The organism is Pseudomonas sp. UM16, from assembly GCF_050312595.1.
In the GTDB taxonomy this organism is placed as follows: domain Bacteria; phylum Pseudomonadota; class Gammaproteobacteria; order Pseudomonadales; family Pseudomonadaceae; genus Aquipseudomonas.
In genome coordinates this window covers 278,465-298,656 of the sequence record NZ_JBNPJT010000002.1, presented here as the reverse complement: position 1 = coordinate 298,656, position 20,192 = coordinate 278,465, and the positions used below count along the sequence as shown (strand labels likewise).

The 20,192-nt window shown below is 59.6% G+C and carries 20 protein-coding genes; 17 read left to right on the top strand and 3 right to left on the bottom strand.

What is annotated here, in order from left to right; all coding sequences use genetic code 11:
* Positions 1–15: 15 nt before the first annotated feature.
* The 17 genes from fliF (at position 16) to flhB (ending at position 14,815) form a co-directional block, all read left to right on the top strand.
* Entirely contained in the window at positions 16–1,797 is a 1,782-nt protein-coding gene (fliF, locus tag ACQRAX_RS03440) for a flagellar basal-body MS-ring/collar protein FliF (protein ID WP_412038215.1), read from the top strand.
* Entirely contained in the window at positions 1,790–2,809 is a 1,020-nt protein-coding gene (gene fliG, locus ACQRAX_RS03435; protein WP_412038216.1) for a flagellar motor switch protein FliG, read from the top strand. Before fliF ends, fliG begins: the two co-directional genes overlap by 8 nt.
* A 57-nt stretch (positions 2,810–2,866) precedes the next feature.
* On the top strand, positions 2,867–3,628 hold the full coding sequence (fliH, locus tag ACQRAX_RS03430) for a flagellar assembly protein FliH (protein ID WP_412038217.1): 762 nt from the start codon (positions 2,867–2,869) through the stop codon (positions 3,626–3,628).
* A complete protein-coding gene (gene fliI, locus ACQRAX_RS03425; RefSeq protein ID WP_412038218.1) occupies positions 3,618–4,985 on the top strand; it encodes a flagellar protein export ATPase FliI in 1,368 nt (455 codons plus the stop codon). Before fliH ends, fliI begins: the two co-directional genes overlap by 11 nt.
* A 6-nt stretch (positions 4,986–4,991) precedes the next feature.
* Positions 4,992–5,444 carry a flagellar export protein FliJ gene (fliJ, locus tag ACQRAX_RS03420; RefSeq protein ID WP_412038219.1) on the top strand — a complete coding sequence of 151 codons (453 nt, stop codon included), beginning with the start codon at positions 4,992–4,994 and terminating at the stop codon, positions 5,442–5,444.
* Positions 5,445–5,537: 93 nt separating this feature from the next.
* Entirely contained in the window at positions 5,538–5,837 is a 300-nt protein-coding gene (locus ACQRAX_RS03415) for an STAS domain-containing protein (protein ID WP_412038220.1), read from the top strand.
* Positions 5,838–5,845: 8 nt separating this feature from the next.
* Positions 5,846–7,546 (top strand): ATP-binding SpoIIE family protein phosphatase, encoded by a 1,701-nt coding sequence (locus ACQRAX_RS03410; protein WP_412038221.1) that lies wholly within the window; start codon positions 5,846–5,848, stop codon positions 7,544–7,546.
* Between the two features lie 25 nt (positions 7,547–7,571).
* Entirely contained in the window at positions 7,572–7,919 is a 348-nt protein-coding gene (locus ACQRAX_RS03405) for an Hpt domain-containing protein (protein WP_412038222.1), read from the top strand.
* 81 nt (positions 7,920–8,000) lie between these two features.
* Positions 8,001–9,287, top strand: coding sequence for a flagellar hook-length control protein FliK (locus ACQRAX_RS03400; RefSeq protein WP_412038223.1), 1,287 nt, complete (start codon positions 8,001–8,003; stop codon positions 9,285–9,287).
* Positions 9,288–9,404: 117 nt separating this feature from the next.
* Positions 9,405–9,902, top strand: coding sequence for a flagellar basal body-associated protein FliL (gene fliL, locus ACQRAX_RS03395; RefSeq protein ID WP_412038224.1), 498 nt, complete (start codon positions 9,405–9,407; stop codon positions 9,900–9,902).
* Between the two features lie 9 nt (positions 9,903–9,911).
* Positions 9,912–10,880 (top strand): flagellar motor switch protein FliM, encoded by a 969-nt coding sequence (fliM, locus tag ACQRAX_RS03390; RefSeq protein WP_101293421.1) that lies wholly within the window; start codon positions 9,912–9,914, stop codon positions 10,878–10,880.
* A gap of 49 nt (positions 10,881–10,929) precedes the next feature.
* Positions 10,930–11,397, top strand: a complete 468-nt coding sequence (gene fliN / locus ACQRAX_RS03385) for a flagellar motor switch protein FliN (RefSeq protein ID WP_412038225.1) — start codon at positions 10,930–10,932, stop codon at positions 11,395–11,397.
* Positions 11,398–11,850 carry a flagellar biosynthetic protein FliO gene (fliO, locus tag ACQRAX_RS03380; protein ID WP_412038226.1) on the top strand — a complete coding sequence of 151 codons (453 nt, stop codon included), beginning with the start codon at positions 11,398–11,400 and terminating at the stop codon, positions 11,848–11,850. It abuts the gene before it with no gap.
* A complete protein-coding gene (fliP, locus tag ACQRAX_RS03375; RefSeq protein ID WP_412038227.1) occupies positions 11,850–12,602 on the top strand; it encodes a flagellar type III secretion system pore protein FliP in 753 nt (250 codons plus the stop codon). Before fliO ends, fliP begins: the two co-directional genes overlap by 1 nt.
* 20 nt (positions 12,603–12,622) lie before the next feature.
* Positions 12,623–12,892, top strand: a complete 270-nt coding sequence (gene fliQ / locus ACQRAX_RS03370; RefSeq protein WP_412038228.1) for a flagellar biosynthesis protein FliQ — start codon at positions 12,623–12,625, stop codon at positions 12,890–12,892.
* A gap of 7 nt (positions 12,893–12,899) precedes the next feature.
* Complete coding sequence (gene fliR, locus ACQRAX_RS03365) at positions 12,900–13,676, top strand: flagellar biosynthetic protein FliR (RefSeq protein WP_412038229.1); 777 nt, start codon at positions 12,900–12,902, stop codon at positions 13,674–13,676.
* A gap of 2 nt (positions 13,677–13,678) precedes the next feature.
* A complete protein-coding gene (gene flhB, locus ACQRAX_RS03360) occupies positions 13,679–14,815 on the top strand; it encodes a flagellar biosynthesis protein FlhB (RefSeq protein WP_412038230.1) in 1,137 nt (378 codons plus the stop codon).
* A 45-nt stretch (positions 14,816–14,860) separates the two neighbouring features.
* Here the strand turns inward: flhB and ACQRAX_RS03355 are convergent, their stop codons facing one another.
* From ACQRAX_RS03355 to ACQRAX_RS03345, 3 genes are read right to left on the bottom strand one after another with little or no spacing between them, the layout of a single operon-like run.
* Positions 14,861–15,592 (bottom strand): hypothetical protein, encoded by a 732-nt coding sequence (locus ACQRAX_RS03355; RefSeq protein ID WP_412038231.1) that lies wholly within the window; start codon positions 15,590–15,592, stop codon positions 14,861–14,863.
* A 1-nt stretch (position 15,593) separates the two neighbouring features.
* Positions 15,594–19,079: a T6SS effector BTH_I2691 family protein gene (locus tag ACQRAX_RS03350; RefSeq protein WP_412038232.1), complete on the bottom strand. Its 3,486-nt coding sequence runs from the start codon at positions 19,077–19,079 to the stop codon at positions 15,594–15,596.
* Positions 19,076–20,008, bottom strand: a complete 933-nt coding sequence (locus tag ACQRAX_RS03345) for a DUF4123 domain-containing protein (RefSeq protein WP_412038233.1) — start codon at positions 20,006–20,008, stop codon at positions 19,076–19,078. Before ACQRAX_RS03345 ends, ACQRAX_RS03350 begins: the two co-directional genes overlap by 4 nt.
* Positions 20,009–20,192: the final 184 nt, after the last annotated feature.

Genomic DNA, 20,192 nt, shown 5'->3' with positions numbered 1-20,192 from the left:
GGGCGAGATTGAGTCATGGCCGAAGCAGTCGTCGATAACGTGCCCGCCAAAGGCAGCGCCTCAGCGCCCAAGCCGCCGTTGTTCGGCATGTCGTTCCTGGAAAACATCTCGCAGATGCCCATGCTGCGCCAGGTGGGCCTGCTGGTCGGCCTGGCTGCCAGTGTGGCGATCGGTTTTGCCGTGGTGCTCTGGTCGCAGCAACCGGACTACCGGCCGCTGTACGGCAGCCTGGCCGGCATGGACACCAAGCAAGTCATGGAGACCTTGGCCGCTGCCGATATCCCCTACAACGTCGAGCCCAATTCCGGTGCCTTGCTGGTCAAGGCCGATGACCTTTCCCGTGCCCGGCTGAAACTCGCCGCTGCCGGTGTGGCGCCGAGCGACGGCAATGTCGGCTTCGAGATCCTCGACAAAGAGCAAGGCCTGGGTACCAGTCAGTTCATGGAGGCGACCCGTTACCGCCGTGGCCTGGAAGGCGAGTTGGCGCGTACTGTGTCCAGCCTGAATAACGTTAAAGCTGCGCGGGTGCACCTGGCGATTCCGAAAAGCTCGGTGTTCGTCCGTGACGAGCGTCGGCCGAGCGCCTCGGTGCTGGTCGAACTGTATCCGGGCCGTGCGCTGGAAGCCGGTCAGGTAATGGCCATCGTCAACCTGGTGGCAACCAGTGTGCCGGAGCTGGACAAGTCCCAGGTCACCGTGGTCGACCAGAAGGGCAATCTGCTTTCCGAGCAACTCGCCAGCTCCGAGTTGACTATGGCCGGCAAACAGTTCGACTACAGCCGCCGTATGGAAGGCATGCTCACTCAGCGTGTGCACAACATCCTCCAGCCGGTGCTGGGTAATGACCGCTACAAAGCTGAAGTCTCGGCCGACGTGGATTTCAGTGCCGTCGAGTCCACTTCCGAACAGTTCAACCCGGACCAACCGGCGCTGCGCAGTGAGCAGTCGGTCAATGAGCAGCGTTCCAGCAGCATGGGGCCGCAAGGTGTACCGGGCGCCCTGAGCAACCAGCCGCCGGGCCCGGCTTCCGCGCCGCAGACCACCGGCGGCACGCCGGGGGCTACTGCTGCCGTTCAGCCAGGTCAGCCGCTGCTCGATGCCAACGGTCAGCAAATCATGGACCCGGCCACCGGTCAGCCGATGCTTGCGCCTTATCCTGCCGACAAGCGACAGCAGTCGACCAAGAACTTCGAGCTGGATCGCTCCATCAGCCATACCCGCCAACAGCAGGGTCGTTTGAACCGGCTGTCGGTTGCCGTGGTGGTCGATGACCAGGTCAAGATCGATCCGGCCACAGGCGATAGCAGCCGTGCTCCGTGGGGCGCTGAGGACCTGGCGCGCTTTACCCGCCTGGTTCAGGATGCGGTGGGCTTCGATGCCAGCCGTGGCGACAGCGTTAGCGTGATCAACGTGCCGTTCGCCGCGGATCGCGGTGAAGTGATCGCCGAAATTCCGTTCTACTCGCAGCCGTGGTTCTGGGACATCATCAAGCAGGTCATGGGTGTGCTGTTCATCCTGGTGCTGGTGTTCGGCGTGCTGCGCCCGGTCCTCAACAACATCACCGGCCATGGCAAGCAAAACGCCGGTGCCGATGGCGACATGGAACTGGGCGGTATGCTCGGTCTGGATGGCGAGTTGGCCAACGACCGCGTGAGCCTGGGTGGTCCGCAAAGCATTCTGTTGCCGAGCCCGAGCGAGGGCTACGATGCGCAGCTCAACGCAATCAAGAGCCTAGTGGCCGAAGATCCGGGTCGTGTGGCCCAGGTCGTGAAAGAGTGGATCAACGCCGATGAGTGATAACCGAGCCCTAACCGCCAAACTGACCCGGGTCGACAAAGCCGCGATCCTGCTTTTGTCCCTGGGTGAAACCGATGCTGCGCAGGTGCTGCGGCACATGGGGCCCAAGGAAGTGCAGCGGGTCGGTGTGGCCATGGCGCAGGTGGGCAATGTCCATCGCGAGCAGGTCGAGCAGGTGATGAGTGAGTTCGTCGAGATTGTCGGCGACCAGACCAGCCTGGGCGTCGGCTCCGACGGCTACATCCGCAAGATGCTTACCCAAGCGCTGGGTGAGGACAAGGCCAACGGTCTGATCGACCGCATTCTGCTGGGGGGCAACACCAGCGGCCTGGACAGTCTCAAATGGATGGAGCCGCGTGCCGTGGCTGATGTCATCCGTTACGAGCACCCACAGATCCAGGCCATCGTCGTGGCCTACCTGGACCCCGATCAGGCCGGTGAAGTACTGGGCAACTTTGACCACAAGGTGCGCCTGGACATCATCCTGCGCGTTTCCTCGCTCAATACTGTGCAGCCAGCGGCACTCAAGGAACTCAACCAGATCCTCGAGAAACAGTTCTCCGGCAACTCCAACGCGGCGCGTACCACCTTGGGTGGTATCAAGCGCGCTGCCGACATCATGAACTTCCTCGATAGCTCCGTGGAAGGTCAGTTGATGGATGCGATCCGCGACATCGACGGCGAACTCTCCGAGCAGATCGAAGACTTGATGTTCGTCTTCAACAACCTCGCCGATGTTGATGACCGTGGCATCCAGGCGCTGTTGCGCGAAGTGTCCTCCGACGTGTTGGTGGTGTCGCTCAAAGGTGCCGACGAGAAGGTCAAAGAGAAGATCTTCAAGAACATGTCCAAGCGTGCCTCCGAGCTGCTGCGCGACGACCTCGAGGCCAAGGGGCCGGTGCGCGTCAGTGATGTCGAGACGGCGCAAAAGGAAATCCTCACCATCGCCCGCCGTATGGCCGAAGCCGGAGAAATCGTGCTCGGTGGCAAGGGCGCCGAAGAGATGATCTAAGCGGGTCTCATCGCTGGCTGAGGTTCCCAAAAAACTGTTTTACGAGTGCGTGCAATCATGTCAACCAACGAGCACCTGAGTGAGCTGATTCGCGCCGATGACGTCGAGGCCTTCAATCGCTGGGCGTTGCCCAGCTTTGATCCAGAGCCGGAACCCGAGCCTGAACCCGAGCCAGAAGTGGTTCAGGAAGAAATCGAGGAAGTACCCCTCGAAGAAGTCCAGCCGCTGACCCTCGAAGAGCTCGAAAGCATTCGCCAGGAAGCCTACAACGAGGGCTTTGCCACCGGTGAGCGCGAGGGCTTCCACAGCACTCAGCTCAAGGTCCGGCAAGAGGCCGAAGTCGCCCTGACGGCCAAATTGGCCAGCCTTGAGCAACTGATGGGCAACCTGTTGGAGCCGATTGCCGAGCAGGACAGCCAGATCGAAAAAGCCCTGGTCAGCCTGGTTGCGCATATGACCAAGGAAGTCATCGGCCGCGAACTGCGCCGCGATTCCAGTCAAATCAGCCAGGTTCTGCGCGAAGCCCTGAAGCTGCTGCCAATGGGCGCAGACAACATCCGGATTCATATCAACCCGCAAGACTTCGAGCATGCCAAAGCCTTGCGTGAGCGTCACGAAGAGCGTTGGAAACTGCTTGAAGATGAGGCGCTGCTGCCGGGCGGTTGCCGCATCGAGACCGACCACAGCCGTATCGACGCGACCATGGAAACCCGGATCGAAAAGGCCTTGGTGCAGCTGTTCGATCAGTTGCACGATCAGGGGCTGCACCCGGCCGCGCCCGACCTGGCAGTCGATCTGGGCAGTACCGATGCGCCTTGAACGCACCAGCTTCGCTAAACGTCTGGGTACTTACGCCGATACCGTCAAACTACCGACCCAGCCGGTAGTCGAGGGGCGCCTGCTGCGTATGGTCGGCCTGACCCTGGAGGCTGAAGGCCTGCGTGCCGCGATCGGCAGCCGCTGCGTGGTGATCAATGACGACAGTTACCATCCGGTGCGGGTCGAGGCGGAGGTCATGGGTTTCGCCGGCAGCAAAGTGTTTCTCATGCCGGTCGGCAGTGTTGCCGGCATTGCCCCGGGCGCACGGGTAGTGCCGCTGGCGGATAACGGCCGCTTGCCGATGGGCATGAGTATGCTCGGGCGAGTCCTGGACGGTGCCGGACGAGCACTGGATGGCAAGGGCGGGATGAAGGCAGAAGACTGGGTGCCGATGGATGGCCCGACTATCAATCCACTCAATCGCGACCCGATCAGTCAGCCATTGGACGTTGGTATCCGTAGCATTAACGGCTTGTTGACTGTAGGGCGTGGGCAGCGTCTGGGTCTGTTCGCCGGTACCGGCGTGGGTAAGAGTGTGCTGCTGGGCATGATGACGCGCTTCACTGAGGCCGACATCATCGTCGTCGGCCTGATCGGTGAGCGGGGTCGTGAGGTCAAAGAGTTCATCGAGCATATTCTTGGCACTGAAGGCCTCAAGCGTTCGGTGGTCGTTGCTTCCCCGGCTGACGATGCACCGTTGATGCGTCTGCGCGCCGCAATGTACTGCACGCGGATTGCCGAGTATTTCCGCGACAAGGGCAAGAATGTCCTGTTGCTGATGGATTCACTGACCCGTTTCGCCCAGGCCCAGCGGGAAATCGCCCTGGCCATCGGCGAGCCGCCGGCCACCAAGGGCTATCCGCCGTCGGTGTTTGCCAAGCTGCCTAAGCTGGTGGAGCGTGCCGGTAATGGCGAGGCGGGTGGTGGCTCGATTACCGCGTTTTATACCGTCCTGTCTGAAGGCGATGACCAGCAGGACCCGATCGCTGACTCGGCGCGGGGGGTATTGGATGGGCATATCGTACTGTCTCGACGCCTGGCCGAAGAAGGTCACTATCCGGCCATCGACATCGAGGCCTCGATCAGCCGGGTCATGCCCCAGGTGGTCAGCCCGGAGCAGATGCGCGAGGCCCAGCAGTTCAAGCAACTGTGGTCGCGACTGTCGCAGAGTCGAGACTTGATCAGTGTCGGCGCTTATGTGGCCGGTGGTGATGCCGAGACTGACCTGGCGATTGCCTTGCAGCCAAAACTGGTGCACTTCCTGCGTCAGGGCTTGAATGATAATGTTGGCATGCAGCAGAGTCGTGAGCACTTGGCCAGCGTGTTCGCCCAGCCAAAATCCGACGCAGGCGGCTGATAGGCCATGGCCCAGCCCAGTCGTGCGGCGCGTCTGACGCCGGTGGTGGAAATGGCCGAGAATGCCGAGCGCCAGGCGGCTCAGCGCCTGGGGCAGTTCCAGCAGCAGGTGAACATGGCGCAGGCCAAGCTTGCCGAGCTCGATCGCTTTCGCGAAGACTACCAGTTGCAGTGGATTGATCGCGGCGGGCAGGGTGTGTCCGGCAGCTGGCTGGTCAATTACCAGCGTTTTCTCGGCCAGCTGGAAAGCGCCATGACCCAGCAGCGCCAGAGCCTGGCTTGGCATCAGAACAACCTCAACAATGCCCGCGGTACCTGGCAGCAGGCCTATGCCCGGGTTGAGGGCTTGCGCAAGCTGGTGCAGCGCTATATCGATGAGGCGCGGTTGATCGAAGACAAGCGTGAGCAAAAACTGCTCGACGAGTTGTCCCAGCGCCTCCCGCGTCATGATCGCTACTGATCCCGACGCTAGCGGCCAAGGGTTGCCGCCAGGTGCCCAGGCTGCTAAACCTTGTAGGTGTCTGCACTCGTCGTAATCGAAGGAATCGCCAACATGGCAGTTGAATCTGTGTGCTCCCAGGATGGGGGGAAATTGACGATCAGGGTCAAGGGGCGTTTTGACTTTGGCAAGCATCTGGAATTTCGTGCGGCCTATGAGTGCCAGCAACCCACGTTGGTGGTGGTCGATCTCAAGGACGCCACTTACCTCGACAGTTCGGCGCTAGGCATGCTGCTGATGCTGCGTGATCATGTCGGTGGGGATGACGCGGATATCCGTGTAGTCAACACCAGTTCGGATGTGCGCAAGATTCTTGCCATCTCCAATTTCGACAAACTGTTCGATATCAGTTGAGCCAGGCCATGCCTGGGTCAGGCCTGACCGTGCTCATCGCCGAAGACGGTGCGGCGGACCGTTTGCTACTGGCGCGCATCGTCAGCAACCAAGGCCATGCGGTGCTCACCGCTGAAAACGGTGAGCAGGCGGTCGCGTTGTTTGCTGAGCGCCGTCCGCAAATCGTTTTGCTCGATGCGCTCATGCCGGTAATGGACGGCTTTGAGGCGGCGCGGCAAATCAAGGCGTTGGCCGGTGAGGCGCTGGTGCCAATCATTTTCTTGACCTCACTCAGTGAAGAGCAAGCGTTGGTGCGCTGCCTTGAGGCTGGGGGCGACGACTTTCTGGCAAAACCCTATAGCCCTGTGATCCTGGCCGCAAAAATCAATGCCATGGATCGCTTGCGCCGGCTGCAGGCCACGGTCTTGGAGCAGCGTGATCAAATCACTCGTCACCACCACCACCTGCTCAACGAGCAAAGGGTGGCCAAGGCGGTGTTCGATAAGGTGGCCCATGCCGGTTGCCTGAGCGCAGCTAATATCCGCTACCTGCAATCGCCCTATGCGTTGTTCAATGGCGACTTGTTGCTGGCGGCGTTCACCCCGTCCGGAGATATGCATGTATTGCTCGGTGACTTCACCGGGCATGGCTTGCCTGCGGCGGTGGGGGCGATGCCGCTGGCGGAGGTTTTTTACGGGATGACCGCCAAGGGCTATGGCCTGGCTGAAACCCTGCGCGAGATGAACGCCAAGCTCAAACGCATCCTGCCTGTGGACATGTTTTGCTGCGCGCTGATGCTCAACCTGAGTTTTCAGCGGCGCATGGTCGAGGTCTGGAATGGTGGCATGCCGGATGGTTATCTGCTGGCAGCTGGCGGTGCTGAGCCTTTGCCGTTGGTGTCCCGGCACTTGCCCTTGGGTGTGCTGGCGCCCGAGCGCTTCGACGATGCTACCGAAGTCTTGCCCATGGCGTTGGAGGAGCGTTTGTTGCTGCTGTCTGACGGCGTGGTCGACACCAGTGACGAGAGCGACCAGTTGTTCGGGGTCGAACGGCTGCGCCGGGTGCTCAGCGCCAATAGCCAGCCAGAGTTGTTGTTCGAGGAAGTGCAGCAAGCGCTGGAGGCATTTGGTGGGCGTTACCGTGATGATGTGAGTCTGCTGCAGATTACGCTTGTCGAGCCGGAGGCCTTGTCGCCGGTGCCAGTGATCTATTCCGACAGTGGCCAGTCCACGCCGCTGGATTGGTCGCTGCAATTTGAGTTTCGTGCCGAGACACTAAAGCATTTCAATCCATTGCCGTACTTGCTGCAGCTATTGCAGGAGGTGCATGGTTTACGGGCGCAGAGCGGGGCGCTGTATTGCGTTTTGACCGAGCTGTATTCCAATGCCTTGGAGCATGGGGTGTTGGCGCTTGATTCCGGGCTCAAGCGTGATGCCCAGGGTTTTGGCGAATACTATCGTCAACGCAGCGAACGCCTGCAGGCGCTGTGCAGCGGCTATATTCGAATTGGTTTACGGGTTGAACCTCACGGCGCGGGCGGGCGTCTGATCATTGACCTCGAAGATAGCGGCAAGGGCTTCGATGTGTGTACTGTACTGGCGCGTCCACTGGTCGAGCAGGGTTTGTTTGGACGCGGTTTGAACCTGATACGGCGGCTGAGCCGGCGGGCCGAATGGGCTGACGAGGGGCGCCGCGTATGCGTGGAGTTTGCCTGGGAGGCTCTGGCATAATCCAACTTGATCAAGGAGTGAGCAAGTGTCCTATATTCATATCGATCACGAGGTGTTAAGCGGCCTTCAGGAGGTCATGGAAGATGACTACCTGACGTTGCTCGACACCTTTCTCAAAGACTCCGAAATTCGACTCAGCCAGTTGCATCAAGCGACCAGTCCTGAAGCGCTCGGCTATGCCGCACATAGCTTCAAGGGCAGCAGCAGCAACATGGGCGCCAAAGCCCTGGCCGAACTGTGTCGGCAATTGGAGGAGCGCGTCAAGCAGCCCCCGTTGAACGATATCGAGGATCTGATCAATCAGATTGATCGCGAGTACGCGGCTGTTCGCCAGTTGTACGGTGCTGAGCGCCAACGGGTTTCGATTGGTTGAGCGCTTTCACGGTAATTTGGCGCGACTCTTGCAGAATCTTCGCTAACTACTGTTCAAGACCTCTGTCGTGGAGATGCCCACATGCCTGTCGCTTCCAATCCATTGCTGCAAGTCGGTGCCGCGACAAAACCGTCGCGCGCGACCGTCAATCAGTTGGACAAGCCGCTGCAGGCGGCGGGCGACAAGGCCTCGGGCTTTTCCAGTGTGTACGCACAGCAGTCCCGGGATAAGTCGCCGAGCACCGCCGACACGCTAAAACACGGCAAAAGTGCCGCGGCCAGCAAAGACGCTGTCGATGGCAGGGACGATGCCGCCGAGCAGTCGAAGCTTGCCGATAGCGGCAAGGCCTTGCCTGAGGGGCAGGACGGCACGCTCGTGGATGGCGCCGCGGATCCGGCGCTGCTCGATCCTAACCTGGTGGCAGGGCAAGTGACCGATGCCCAGCCGGGCGCACAGTTGATTCAGGCCCAGGCCGAAGCCGTGGCGCCGGTGGTCCAGGCGGCGCAACTGCAGGCCCAGGCGGCGCCAGCAGTTGCGCCGGCGCCTGAGTTCGATCCAGAGGCGGACCCGCTGGCCGATCTCCCCGCCTTGCGCATGGCCTTGGAGCAGAGCGCGCAAGCCCAGGGAACCACCTCGGCGCATGCTGCCAGCAAACCGACGACAGCTCAGCCTGAAGCGGCGTCTGCCCAGCCGGCCGTCAATACCCTGGCGGCGCTGCTCGATAAACCCGGTGCTGATGCCGAATTGGGCGAGGGGGGTGAGAAAGCCTTCAGCGGATTACTGGATGATGGCCTCAAAGACCTCAAGAGTGCCGCCAGTGACACGCGTGTGGATAACTTTGCTGAGCGCTTGAGCACCCTGACCCAGGCGGCCACGGCAAAAACCGCCAACGCGGTGCCGGTCGCCCCGGCACCGTTGCATCAGCCGCTGGCGATGAACCAGGGCGGTTGGACTGAAGGCCTGGTCAATCGGGTGATGTATCTGTCCAGCCAGAGTTTGAAGTCGGCTGACATCCAGTTGGAGCCGGCAGAATTGGGTCGATTGGATATTCGCGTCAACCTGGCGCCTGAGCAACAGGCGCAGATTACCTTCACCAGTGGCCATGTCGGCGTGCGTGAAGCGCTGGAAAACCAGGTCCACCGCCTCAAAGAGATGTTCGCTCAGCAAGGGCTCGGCCAGCCGGATGTCAACGTCGCTGATCAGTCGCGTGGCCAGCAGCAACAACAGGACAATCCTGATTCACCGCGACTGAGCGGCGTCGCTGCGCGGCGCAATGAGGGGGGCGAGGGGGGCGAACTCGCCTCCAGCTCTGTGCCTGTCGAGCAGCAGAGCGTGATTGGCTCGAGTGCGGTGGATTACTACGCCTGATCGGCCTTGCCCATCGCACATTCCGCAAGGGGCCTGATACGACAAGCGAGGTTGGCATAACACTTGCTCAACCCACGCCATGTGACTGAATTCTCCGATGAATGACGGAATATTGGCATGGCGAAGAGCGACGCAGAGAAAGACCCCGCCGCTAAAGGCAAACTCAAACTGATCCTGCTGCTAGTGCTGGCATTGTTGCTGGCCATCGGCCTGTCGGTGGGGGCCACCTGGTTTGTCCTGCACAAGTCTGCGGACCAGCCGGCTGCAGACACAGCCCAGACCGGCAACCTCAAACCTGCGGCGATCTATGAGCCACTGGCCCCGGCCTTCGTGGTCAACTTCAACCAGAACGGTCGTCAGCGCTACATGCAGGTGAGCATCACTTTGCAGGGGCGTGACCAGGCGGCGCTGGATAAATTGAAGGTGCACATGCCGGTGATCCGCAACAACTTGGTAATGCTGTTCTCGGGGCAGGGTTTCGACACCCTGGCAAGCCCTGTTGGCCAGGAAATGTTGCGCCAGAAGGCCACCGCCAGCGTGCAGGAAGTCGCCCAGAAGGAAGTCGGCAAGCCGGTCATCGACCAGTTGCTGTTCACCAATTTCGTATTGCAGTAGGAGCCACCGATGGCCGTGCAGGACCTGCTGTCCCAGGATGAAATCGATGCCCTGTTGCACGGTGTCGACGATGGGCTGGTACAAACCGAGACCAACGCCGAGCCGGGCAGCGTCAAAAGCTATGACTTGACCAGTCAGGATCGCATCGTTCGCGGACGTATGCCGACCCTGGAAATGATCAACGAGCGCTTTGCCCGTTACACCCGTATCAGCATGTTCAACCTGTTGCGTCGCTCTGCCGACGTGGCGGTCGGCGGTGTGCAGGTAATGAAGTTCGGTGAGTACGTGCATTCGTTGTACGTACCGACCAGCCTCAATCTGGTCAAGATCAAACCGTTGCGTGGTACGTCGCTGTTCATTCTCGACGCCAAGCTGGTGTTCAAGTTGGTGGATAACTTCTTTGGTGGCGACGGTCGTCACGCCAAGATCGAAGGGCGTGAGTTCACCCCGACCGAGCTGCGCGTAGTGCGCATGGTCCTGGACCAGGCTTTCGTCGACCTCAAGGAAGCCTGGCAGGCGATCATGCCGGTCAACTTCGAGTACATAAACTCCGAGGTCAACCCGGCCATGGCCAACATTGTCGGGCCAAGTGAGGCCGTGGTGGTGTCGACGTTCCACATCGAGCTCGATGGCGGTGGCGGTGACCTGCACGTGACGATGCCGTACTCGATGATCGAGCCGGTGCGCGAAATGCTCGATGCCGGCTTCCAGTCTGACCTGGACGACCAGGATGAACGCTGGATCAAGGCCCTGCGTGAAGACGTACTGGATGTCAGCGTGCCACTGAGTGCCACGGTTGCCCGGCGTCAGTTGAAGTTGCGCGACATCCTGCACATGCAGCCGGGCGATGTGATACCGGTCGAGCTGCCGGATGAGCTGATCCTGCGGGCCAACGGCGTGCCGTCGTTCAAGGCCAAGCTGGGTTCGCACAAAGGCACCCTGGCCCTGCAGATTATCGATCCGATCGAGCGCCGCTAAGCGGTGTCGATTGTTCCAACTCCCGAATTGATTGCCCGTCGAGGACAAAATGGCTAACGAAAACGACATCACCTCACCGCAAGAGCAAGCGCTGGCCGATGAGTGGGCGGCTGCCCTGGAAGAAACTGGCGACGCTGGTCAGGCTGACATTGACGCTTTGCTGGCGGCAGACGTTGGCGCTGGGGGCGGGTCCAATCGCCTGCCCATGGAAGAGTTCGGCAGCTCGCCGCGCAGCAACGAGCAAGTCACGCTCGACGGCCCGAACCTGGATGTGATCCTGGACATCCCAGTGAGCATTTCCATGGAAGTGGGCAGCACCGAGATCAACATCCGTAACCTGTTGCAGCTCAACCAGGGCTCGGTGATCGAGCTCGATCGCCTGGCCGGTGAACCGTTGGACGTGCTGGTCAACGGCACCCTGATCGCTCACGGCGAAGTGGTCGTGGTCAACGAAAAGTTTGGCATTCGCCTGACTGACGTGATCAGCCCAAGCGAACGCATCAAGAAGCTGCGCTAAGTGAGCAAGCGTCTGTACCGCGGCCTGGCCGCGACCGCTGCCCTGTATGCGGACGTGGCACTGGCCGCCGCGCAACCGGCTGCTGCTGTGGTGGCGCCGGGCAGTGGTGGCAGTGCTGTCGGCCAGCTGACTCAGTTGGTGCTCGGGTTGCTGCTGGTGCTGGGGCTGATCTTTCTGCTCGCCTGGTTGTTGCGGCGGGTACAGAACGCGGCGCCGGGTGGCGGCCAGGTCATCGAAATACTGGGCAGTCGTACATTGGGACCTCGGGATCGTCTGCTGCTGATTCAAGTCGGCAAGGAACAGATCCTGATCGGTCACTCACCCGGCAGTATTGAGGCGTTGCACGTGCTCGCTGAGCCGGTTGATGTGCCGGTCAGTGCGCGGCAGGCCACACCGGAATTCGCTCAGCGCCTGCTGGAACTGATGGGCAAGGATCAGAAGGGTAAGTCGTGATGGGCGCACTGCGCATGATGTTGACGCTGCTGTTGCTGTTGGCAGCGCCGCTGGCTTTGGCCGCCGATCCGTTGTCGATCCCGGCCATCACCTTGTCCAGCGGTACGGACGGCCAGCAGGAGTATTCGGTCAGCCTGCAGATCCTGCTGATCATGACTGCGCTGAGCTTCATTCCGGCCTTCGTCATTCTGATGACCAGCTTCACCCGTATCATTATCGTCTTCTCTATCCTGCGCCAGGCGCTGGGCCTGCAGCAGACACCGTCGAACCAGATCCTCACGGGCATGGCGTTGTTTCTGACCATGTTCATCATGGCGCCGGTGTTCGATCGGGTGAACAAGGACGCCTTGCAGCCTTACCTGAACGAACAAATGGTCGCCCAGGAAGCCATCGCCAAGGCCCAGGTGCCGCTCAAGGATTTCATGCTGGCGCAGACCCGCCAGAGTGATCTCGACTTGTTCATGCGCCTGTCCAAGCGTACCGACATCGCCAGTCCCGATCAGGCGCCGCTGACCATTCTGGTGCCAGCCTTCGTCACCTCGGAGCTGAAAACGGCGTTCCAGATCGGCTTCATGATCTTCATTCCATTCCTGATCATCGACCTGGTGGTCGCCAGTGTGCTGATGGCCATGGGTATGATGATGCTTTCGCCACTGATCATTTCGTTGCCGTTCAAGATCATGCTGTTTGTGCTGGTCGATGGCTGGGCATTGATCATGGGCACTCTGGCCGGCAGTTTCGGCGGCGTCTAGCGCCTCTAGGAGAAAGACACATGACCCCGGAAGTCGCCCTTGACCTGTTTCGTGACGCGCTGTGGCTGACCACACTGATTGTTGCTGTACTGGTGGTGCCGAGCCTGCTGGTGGGCTTGATGGTGGCGATGTTCCAGGCCGCGACCCAGATCAACGAACAGACGCTGAGCTTCTTGCCGCGACTGTTGGTCATGCTGGTGACGCTGATTGTGGCGGGGCCGTGGCTGGTGCAGAAGTTCATGGAATACATCCTGTCGTTGTACGGCAGTATTCCACAGCTGATCGGCTGACCTGTGCATGCTTGAGCTGACCGATGCGCAGATCAGCACCTGGGTGGCCAGTTTTATCCTGCCGCTGTTTCGCGTGACCGCCGTGTTGATGACCATGCCGGTGTTCGGTACCACCCTGGTGCCCGCACGTATTCGCCTGTATTTCGCCCTGGCAATCACCGTCGTGATAGTGCCCGGGTTGCCGCCGATGCCAGCGGTTCATGCGCTGGATCTCAGTGCGCTGCTGCTGATTGCTGAGCAGATCATTATCGGTGCGCTGTTTGGCCTGTCGCTGCAGTTGTTCTTTCAGGTATTTGTGATTGCCGGACAGATCGTCGCGATCCAGATGGGGATGGCATTCGCCTCTATGGTCGACCCGGCCAATGGTGTCAACGTCGCCGTGATCGGCCAGTTCCTGACCATGCTGGTGACCTTGCTGTTTCTGGCATTCAACGGTCATCTGGTGGTGTTTGAAGTGCTGACTGAAAGCTTTACCACGCTGCCGGTGGGCAGTGGCTTGCTGGTCAATCACTTCTGGGACCTTGCCGGGCGGTTGAGCTGGGTGCTCGGCGCGGCGCTGCTGTTGGTGTTGCCGGCGATCACTGCGTTGTTGGTGGTCAACATCGCTTTTGGCGTCATGACGCGTGCGGCGCCGCAGTTGAACATCTTTTCCATTGGCTTCCCGCTGACGCTGGTGCTGGGGCTTGGTATTTTCTGGATCACGTTGGCTGACCTTCTTCCTCATTACCATCTACTGGCCTCCGAGGCCTTGCAGTGGATGCGTGAACTGGCACGGGCGCGCTGAGCATGGCAGAGAGCGAAAGCGGTCAGGACAAAACAGAAGACCCCACCGACAAGCGCAAAAAAGACGCGCGGGAAAAGGGCGAGATTGCGCGCTCCAAAGAGCTCAACACGGTGGCGGTGACCCTGGCCGGTGCTGGCGCGCTGTTGGCCTTCGGTGGTGGCATGGCCCAAGCCTTGATGGAGTTGATGCGCAGCAACTTTATGCTGTCGCGCGAAGTGATCACGGATGAGCGCTTCATGGGGATTTTTCTCATGGCGGCAGGTAAATCTGCGCTGCTCACAATCCAGCCGGTATTGCTGGTGTTGCTGGTGGCCTCAATCATCGGGCCGGTGGCCCTGGGTGGTTTTCTGTTCTCCGGCAGTCTGCTGCAGCCCAAGTTCAGTCGCATGAACCCGTTCGCCGGGATCAAGCGGATGTTCTCGGTCAATGCGCTGTCCGAGTTGCTCAAGGCGCTGGCCAAGTTCTTCGTGATCCTGATTATTGCCCTGGTTGTGCTTTCGGCAGACCGTGACGACCTGCTGGCAATTGCCAATGAGCCGTTGGATCAGGCCATCATCCACTGCGTTCAGGTGGTCGGTTGGAGTGCGCTCTGGATGGCGGCAGGCTTGCTGCTGATTGCCGCGGCGGACGTGCCGATTCAGTTGTGGCAGACGCACAAAAAGATGTTGATGACCAAGCAGGAAGTGCGCGACGAATACAAAGACAGCGAAGGTAAACCTGAGGTCAAGCAGCGCATCCGGCAGTTGCAGCGTGAAGCGTCGCAGCGGCGGATGATGGCGGCGATCCCCGACGCTGATGTGATCATTACCAACCCGACGCACTATGCCGTTGCGCTCAAGTACGACCCGGAGAAAGGCGCTGCGCCGCTGCTGTTGGCCAAGGGGGTTGACTTCATTGCCTTGAAAATTCGTGAAATTGGCAATGAACACAAGATTCAGGTACTTGAATCCCCGGCGCTGGCGCGTTCGATCTACTACTCCACGGAGCTTGAAGAGGAGATTCCGGCCGGACTGTACCTGGCAGTAGCCCAGGTGCTGGCCTATGTCTTCCAGATTCGTCAGTACCGGGCCGGCAAGGGCAAGCCGCCGGAGCCGCTTAATGACGACCTGCCGATACCGCCGGATCTTCAGCACGAATGACCCTTTAACAGGGCAGGGGAGACTATCCGGCATCCGGGCACCTAGTCAGTCGGTAGTCAATAGCGAATTAAGCTTGGCGGTAATGCAAGGCACCCCTGGGGAAAGGTGCGGTTTGATGAAATCGGCGACTTGGTTTTTTTTGTGGCGTTTACAGAAAATATTGAGATGCCAGTCCATGATGTAAACCCCGTCTACTTTAGGGATGCTGTACTTTACATCCACCACTTCTCGGTTAGATGCAATGGTCGCCTGGGTGAGCTCTTCCCACTTTAGAAAGTAATGGTGGTATTGAGTTTGCATTTCTCGAAAGCTTTTGGAGTTTGCTAGTGAAAAGTACGTTAAACCCATAGCGCCGGGCCCGATCAGTGCAATAATAGACATGCTCGGGTCGTTGAGGGCAATGCTGATACAGAAAACCATGGCAATGCCTGTGAACCACTTTAAGAACGTCAGCATCCACTCGGGAAACTCTTTCCATTTGCAATATTCAATTCCCGAAACAGTAAAGCGGTAGGCGACTTTTACGCGCTGATGAGTCATGGACGTGACTGCTGCCATCATGATTATGTAGAAAATAATTCCATTTAATGGGCTATAGCTTGTGTAGAAGTCATAGGAGGGAAACAGTACTACTATGGAGAAGAATGCAAACATGAGGTTTGCCGGTAGGGTGAAGTAATTGCGAGCGCGAATCGTCCACGCCATCAGCTCGGGTTCATGGGCATATTCCCACGTGAGCTGCGGCGGCAGGTTTGGTGGCTTGATAAAGTTGAACACCCTACTCTTCCCCGGTTTGGTGGTGAGGTACGGTTAATGACACCCACTGAGTGCTTTGAATGGTCAGTACGATGTCGTTGTTCAACTCACCACTGAAGGCGTTGTTTTCCCTGTCCGCCTCGTTGCTCAGGCCGGTCAGGGCGATACGGAACATATAACCGCGGCCGTCGTTACGTTGGAGAATGCCGAAGGGATAGCTCACTTCGAGCTCCAGCACGGGGTAGGATTGCGGTGTTTCGATCCACACTTGCCAGAGGCGATGTTGATCCGTTGCTGCGTAGGTGTAATCGGCGGGGTTGATCGTGCTGCCTGGCCTGTTCGGTAATTGGCCGAGTAGTTTTGGATCGATCCATGAGCCAATGAGGAACTGCTCATAAAAACTTGAATGAGTGACGCGTAACCGGTCGTCGATAGAGTAGTACGTGTCGATTATTGCCGGCTGCAAGTGCGTTTCGCGTCCGGCGAGTGTGTGTGGTAGTTGAATCTGCAGCCAGAAGCCTGACCAGCGCGGGGTGCCGTAACCGGCCAAAACCGATTTGCCCAGGACGCTTGGCCGTTGCAGCGTTTCCAGTAGCGCGTTCATTTGAGCTTTGTGCCCATTGTTACCGGCCCAGGCGGGCTCAGGGGCGAGCCCCCAACTGCAGCGATGGAGCCAGAGGCGCAGCCCTTCGCGCTTGTACATATTGGCCAGTATGGAGCTCAGGAAGTAGGCAATCCCAAGCACGGTCAGCAGGATGGTGATGGGGGTTGACATGACCCAGGTGAAACTGAACCAATAGCCGAGGAAGGCACCGATGGTCTGCGTGGCGGCGGTAATCGCCATCCCGATCACAATTTGGCGCTTCCAACTAAGGGCGTTTGTTTCCTCTTCGCTGGTAGCGTTCCTTTCATCGATCGAAAGTTGCCAGGCCTCAAGCCCGGCCGCAATCGCCCCCAGCGTCGCCCACGTAACCGTTCGCAAAATCAGACGTTTGGAAAACGTCGCAAACTCCTCCGCGGTGGCGGCGGTGGCGCTATCTCCGAGTTTGGCGGCTGTGGCCATAGCAGCTTTCCAGGCGTGGTATCCCGCTTCCGCAACTTTCGCCGTTTCCCGACCAAGTGGCGCAAACATCTTCCCCGCCTGATGCCACCCCGGAATCACCCACAGCGCGACGAGCGCATTAGCCGTATACGCAGCGCTGGAACCTATCTTTCGCCATTCATCAGCGCTGAAGCGGCCATTGTTCTGCGCCTGCTGGGTAGTGTTGAAGAAATTCCACAGGTTCAAACCCACCAGCAGCACAGGCAGAGCCTGGCCAAGGTACTGGTTGGCCCAGGCTTCGTTATGGGGTTGATGCTGTCGGCTGCCCGTTTGCCGCAGGTGCCTTTGGGCCAAAACCTCGTTGCGGCCCAGGTCAGTGAGCCAGCCGAGGATTGTTTGCCGGTTAACATGCAAGCGGGTAGTGTTGCCAGTCGCCAGGGCGGTGATCTGGTTCGGCTTGTGCAACAGCAGCGTCTGCATCTGCGCCTCAAGCTGGTGCAAGGCGATGCGCGCGGCGCGTTGGTCATAAGGATGGCCGGGGCGTTGCAACACCTGCGCTGCGCCGGCGATCTTGCCTTGCAATGCCCTGACGTGCCCAAGCCAAGTCTGCAGCAGGTCTGGGTACACGGGGTTGAAGACCAACTGGGTGTGGGTGGCAATTTCGCTGGAGATTAGCACTTGGGTGGCGGCGAGCGCCAGCACGTCATGGCCCTTCAGGGATGGTAGCAACAAGCTGCTAAGGCCGTGCCAGGCGTTCATGGCCTGGTCGTTCGCCACCTTGGTCAGGGTGTGTAGCGCCTGTTTACCGACGCTGCTCATGCTGCGATAAAGCTCACTGTTTTTGACCGCCTCCAAATCGAGCACGCCTTTAATTTCGTTGAGGCGCGAGGCGGTGCTTGTGGCGTCACCCGGCTGCCTGAGGTTCAGCGGCGGCATGCTGCCATCGCCTTCGCGAGCCTGGTCTTCAAGGTGTCCGGTGGTGCTGAAGTTGTACGACACCTGTTTGATCAGGACGGCTACTTCCGGGTTGAAGTTGAACAGCGCCAGGCCCAGCAGAGTGTTCGGCGCCTTGGCTTGCTCGCTGAGCCATCGCTGGCCCCCTTCACCGTTACCCAGGTTGATGTAGAGGGCATGGGCGGTTTCCAGCAGTTGGCTGGCTTGGTCCTCGTTGCCGCTGTCGTGGTACAACGCTTCGGCGCTGTTGCCGAGGCGATTTACCCAACTCAGCAGGTCGCCTTCGCTGCGTTGGCAGTGGGCCTGCAGTTGCTGCGCCTGCAGGGTGGTCTGGCCCAGGTACTGCTGCATCTGGGCATAGCGAACATCTTGGCGCCACAGGCGTTTGGCATTCCATTCGGCAAGCACCGCTCGCCACGTGTCCCGGTCTGGCAGGTGTCCCCACTTGGCCTGGAATCTGCTCTCGGCGTCGCCCAGCACTTTGGCCCCGGCGATGCCCGCCATGACCTGATCTTCAGGCAGTTGCAAACTCTTTGCCTGCTCGATTTCATCGTTAACGCGCAACAAGCCGTAAAGATCGTCGGTGTAGTCCCGGCGTTGGGCGGGATCTTCGAGGGGCTGGGGAATAAACGCATCGGCGTCGACACCACAGAGTTGCTGCACTGCCAAGGCGCTTTGCAGGGGCTGCTCATGCAGCGCCTCGAACTGGCTTTGTTCCAGCAGCCGTCCGCTCAGGTTCATGTTGAGGTCGTCGATCAGCGCCAGAGGGTCGTCGAGGGCTACGAGTAACGCCGTGTCCTGTTCTGGTACATGCCCGCGCACCAGGCATTCTTCAAAGGCGGCTTTGTAGGGCGCGCCTGGCTCTGTCACGGTGGTCGGCAAAAGGGTGCTGGTGAAGTCCGGGATGGATGCGCCGTGGACCAGGATGTCCGCCACGCTGTTGCCCAGTTCAGTGAGTGGCGCGCCATGTTCGAGTTCGCCGCTGTTGCAATAGGCCGGCAAGTCGACGTGGCGCAGCCAGGGCGACTGTGCGCCGGCAGTGTCGTTCATCAGCTCGCAGAGGTGCCAGGTCCACTGTACGGGGGAGTAGGCGATACGTAGTCGGCTACCGCGCGGATAAAGTAGATAAGGCTGCGTTGTGCCGGGATTGTTGCGCACATCCTGGTGTCGCTCGGTGCTGGTCCAAGGGTGACGGGTAAATTGATTGCCCTGGACCCGGTATTCATGGAAGGCGCTGTCTTCGCTGCTCAACACATAGAGCCAGCCGTCGCGCAGTTGGCGCAAGGTGTAGCTGCGGGTCTGAAGTTCGGGCGGCGCGCCCGACCAGTTCTTCGGTAGTGGGTTCGGCCCTTGGTTGCTGCCCTTTGCGGGCGACTCGTCAAGGGCATAGCGTACCGGGAACAGGGCAACCTCCTTTGCTCTCAAGCCGCATTGCCCGATTGATGTGCCATGATCAAACAATTGATTGCGGTAGGCTTGGCGCCATTGGGCTGGAGTTGTATGGAATTTCATAACGCTTCCTTGGCGAGTTCAATATCTAGGCAGTCGGCATCCATTTGCTCGATACGTTGCTCCGGGGACAGTTGTGGTGCGTTGGGCGTTGCGGTTAGCCAGTGCTGGTAAGGCGAGTCGCGGAGTTGGATAAAACCTTCGCCCCAGCGCAAGCTGTACTCGACCCAGATTGCTTGGCAACGAGCGCTAGCCAGCCCCCACTGATCGGCTTCATCAAGGCGGCGGTCGAACCACTCCGTGAGGGTGTGGCTTTGCAGTCGGGCCAGGTGACGGGGGTAGGTTTGTTGCAAGAAGGCGTGCAGCTGTTCCATGAACCGCCATCGCCATGCCTGGTCCAGCGCATCGAATTGGCTTTGGCCGAGGTGACGGTGTGTGCCGCACGCCGTTGTTTGTGCTGAAGCATGCGTAAAGCTAAGCCAGCGCGACGGCTCGTCGGACATCCAGGTGTGGGGAGGCTCGGGCACGTGCCAGGCCGCTATTGGGCCCAGGACGGCATTCAGTTGTGCCTCGGGGTAACTGCCAAGCCAGTAGCGAGTCACCAATGGATCGCCAAAGCGCAGCAAAGCGGCGACGCCGTTGTCGGTGGGCGGAGCGATAAAGGACCGCAGGTGACCGCACAGCGCAACAGACGGTGCGTCGCTGTACAGCACGCTGGCACAGTTTGGCCAGTCGGGGATGTGCGTCAGTACCTCCTCAGGGGTGGCCATCTCGGGCTCTATCCTGGCCAGTATGGGCCCCAGATCTTTGCAGCTGTCCCAGCGGGTACCCTGGTAGATAGGGACGATTTCTGTAATGCCTTCCACTCTCCACAAGGTGGCCAGGGCCTTTGGCAACATCACACCATCTACCAGTAAGTAACTGGCGCTCGGCTGATTGCCGGTTGACAGGGAGGGCGGCTGGACGGGCAGGTTTTCAGTGGCTGCAAACATCTGGCTCTTCCTTAAAGCACAATCCGTTGGTGCAAATAGCCTGTATCAGGCTCGAAGGGGAAGGGACGCTAGCAAATAGAATCGCAGGTGTATGTCGGAAGGATCTGAAAATTGTTTTCAGATATCGCAGGTTCACCATCGTCGTTAAATCGCAAAGTTGGAAGGCTTCTTGCAAAGGCAGCGC

Coding starts and splice junctions, on each gene's coding strand:
- fliF (WP_412038215.1), top strand. CDS start 16: ATGGCCGAAGCAGTCGTCGATAACGTGCCCGCCAAAGGCAGCGCCTCA.
- fliG (WP_412038216.1), top strand. CDS start 1,790: ATGAGTGATAACCGAGCCCTAACCGCCAAACTGACCCGGGTCGACAAA.
- fliH (WP_412038217.1), top strand. CDS start 2,867: ATGTCAACCAACGAGCACCTGAGTGAGCTGATTCGCGCCGATGACGTC.
- fliI (WP_412038218.1), top strand. CDS start 3,618: ATGCGCCTTGAACGCACCAGCTTCGCTAAACGTCTGGGTACTTACGCC.
- fliJ (WP_412038219.1), top strand. CDS start 4,992: ATGGCCCAGCCCAGTCGTGCGGCGCGTCTGACGCCGGTGGTGGAAATG.
- ACQRAX_RS03415 (WP_412038220.1), top strand. CDS start 5,538: ATGGCAGTTGAATCTGTGTGCTCCCAGGATGGGGGGAAATTGACGATC.
- ACQRAX_RS03410 (WP_412038221.1), top strand. CDS start 5,846: ATGCCTGGGTCAGGCCTGACCGTGCTCATCGCCGAAGACGGTGCGGCG.
- ACQRAX_RS03400 (WP_412038223.1), top strand. CDS start 8,001: ATGCCTGTCGCTTCCAATCCATTGCTGCAAGTCGGTGCCGCGACAAAA.
- fliL (WP_412038224.1), top strand. CDS start 9,405: ATGGCGAAGAGCGACGCAGAGAAAGACCCCGCCGCTAAAGGCAAACTC.
- fliM (WP_101293421.1), top strand. CDS start 9,912: ATGGCCGTGCAGGACCTGCTGTCCCAGGATGAAATCGATGCCCTGTTG.
- fliN (WP_412038225.1), top strand. CDS start 10,930: ATGGCTAACGAAAACGACATCACCTCACCGCAAGAGCAAGCGCTGGCC.
- fliP (WP_412038227.1), top strand. CDS start 11,850: ATGGGCGCACTGCGCATGATGTTGACGCTGCTGTTGCTGTTGGCAGCG.
- fliQ (WP_412038228.1), top strand. CDS start 12,623: ATGACCCCGGAAGTCGCCCTTGACCTGTTTCGTGACGCGCTGTGGCTG.
- fliR (WP_412038229.1), top strand. CDS start 12,900: ATGCTTGAGCTGACCGATGCGCAGATCAGCACCTGGGTGGCCAGTTTT.
- flhB (WP_412038230.1), top strand. CDS start 13,679: ATGGCAGAGAGCGAAAGCGGTCAGGACAAAACAGAAGACCCCACCGAC.
- ACQRAX_RS03350 (WP_412038232.1), bottom strand. CDS start 19,079: ATGAAATTCCATACAACTCCAGCCCAATGGCGCCAAGCCTACCGCAAT.
- ACQRAX_RS03345 (WP_412038233.1), bottom strand. CDS start 20,008: ATGTTTGCAGCCACTGAAAACCTGCCCGTCCAGCCGCCCTCCCTGTCA.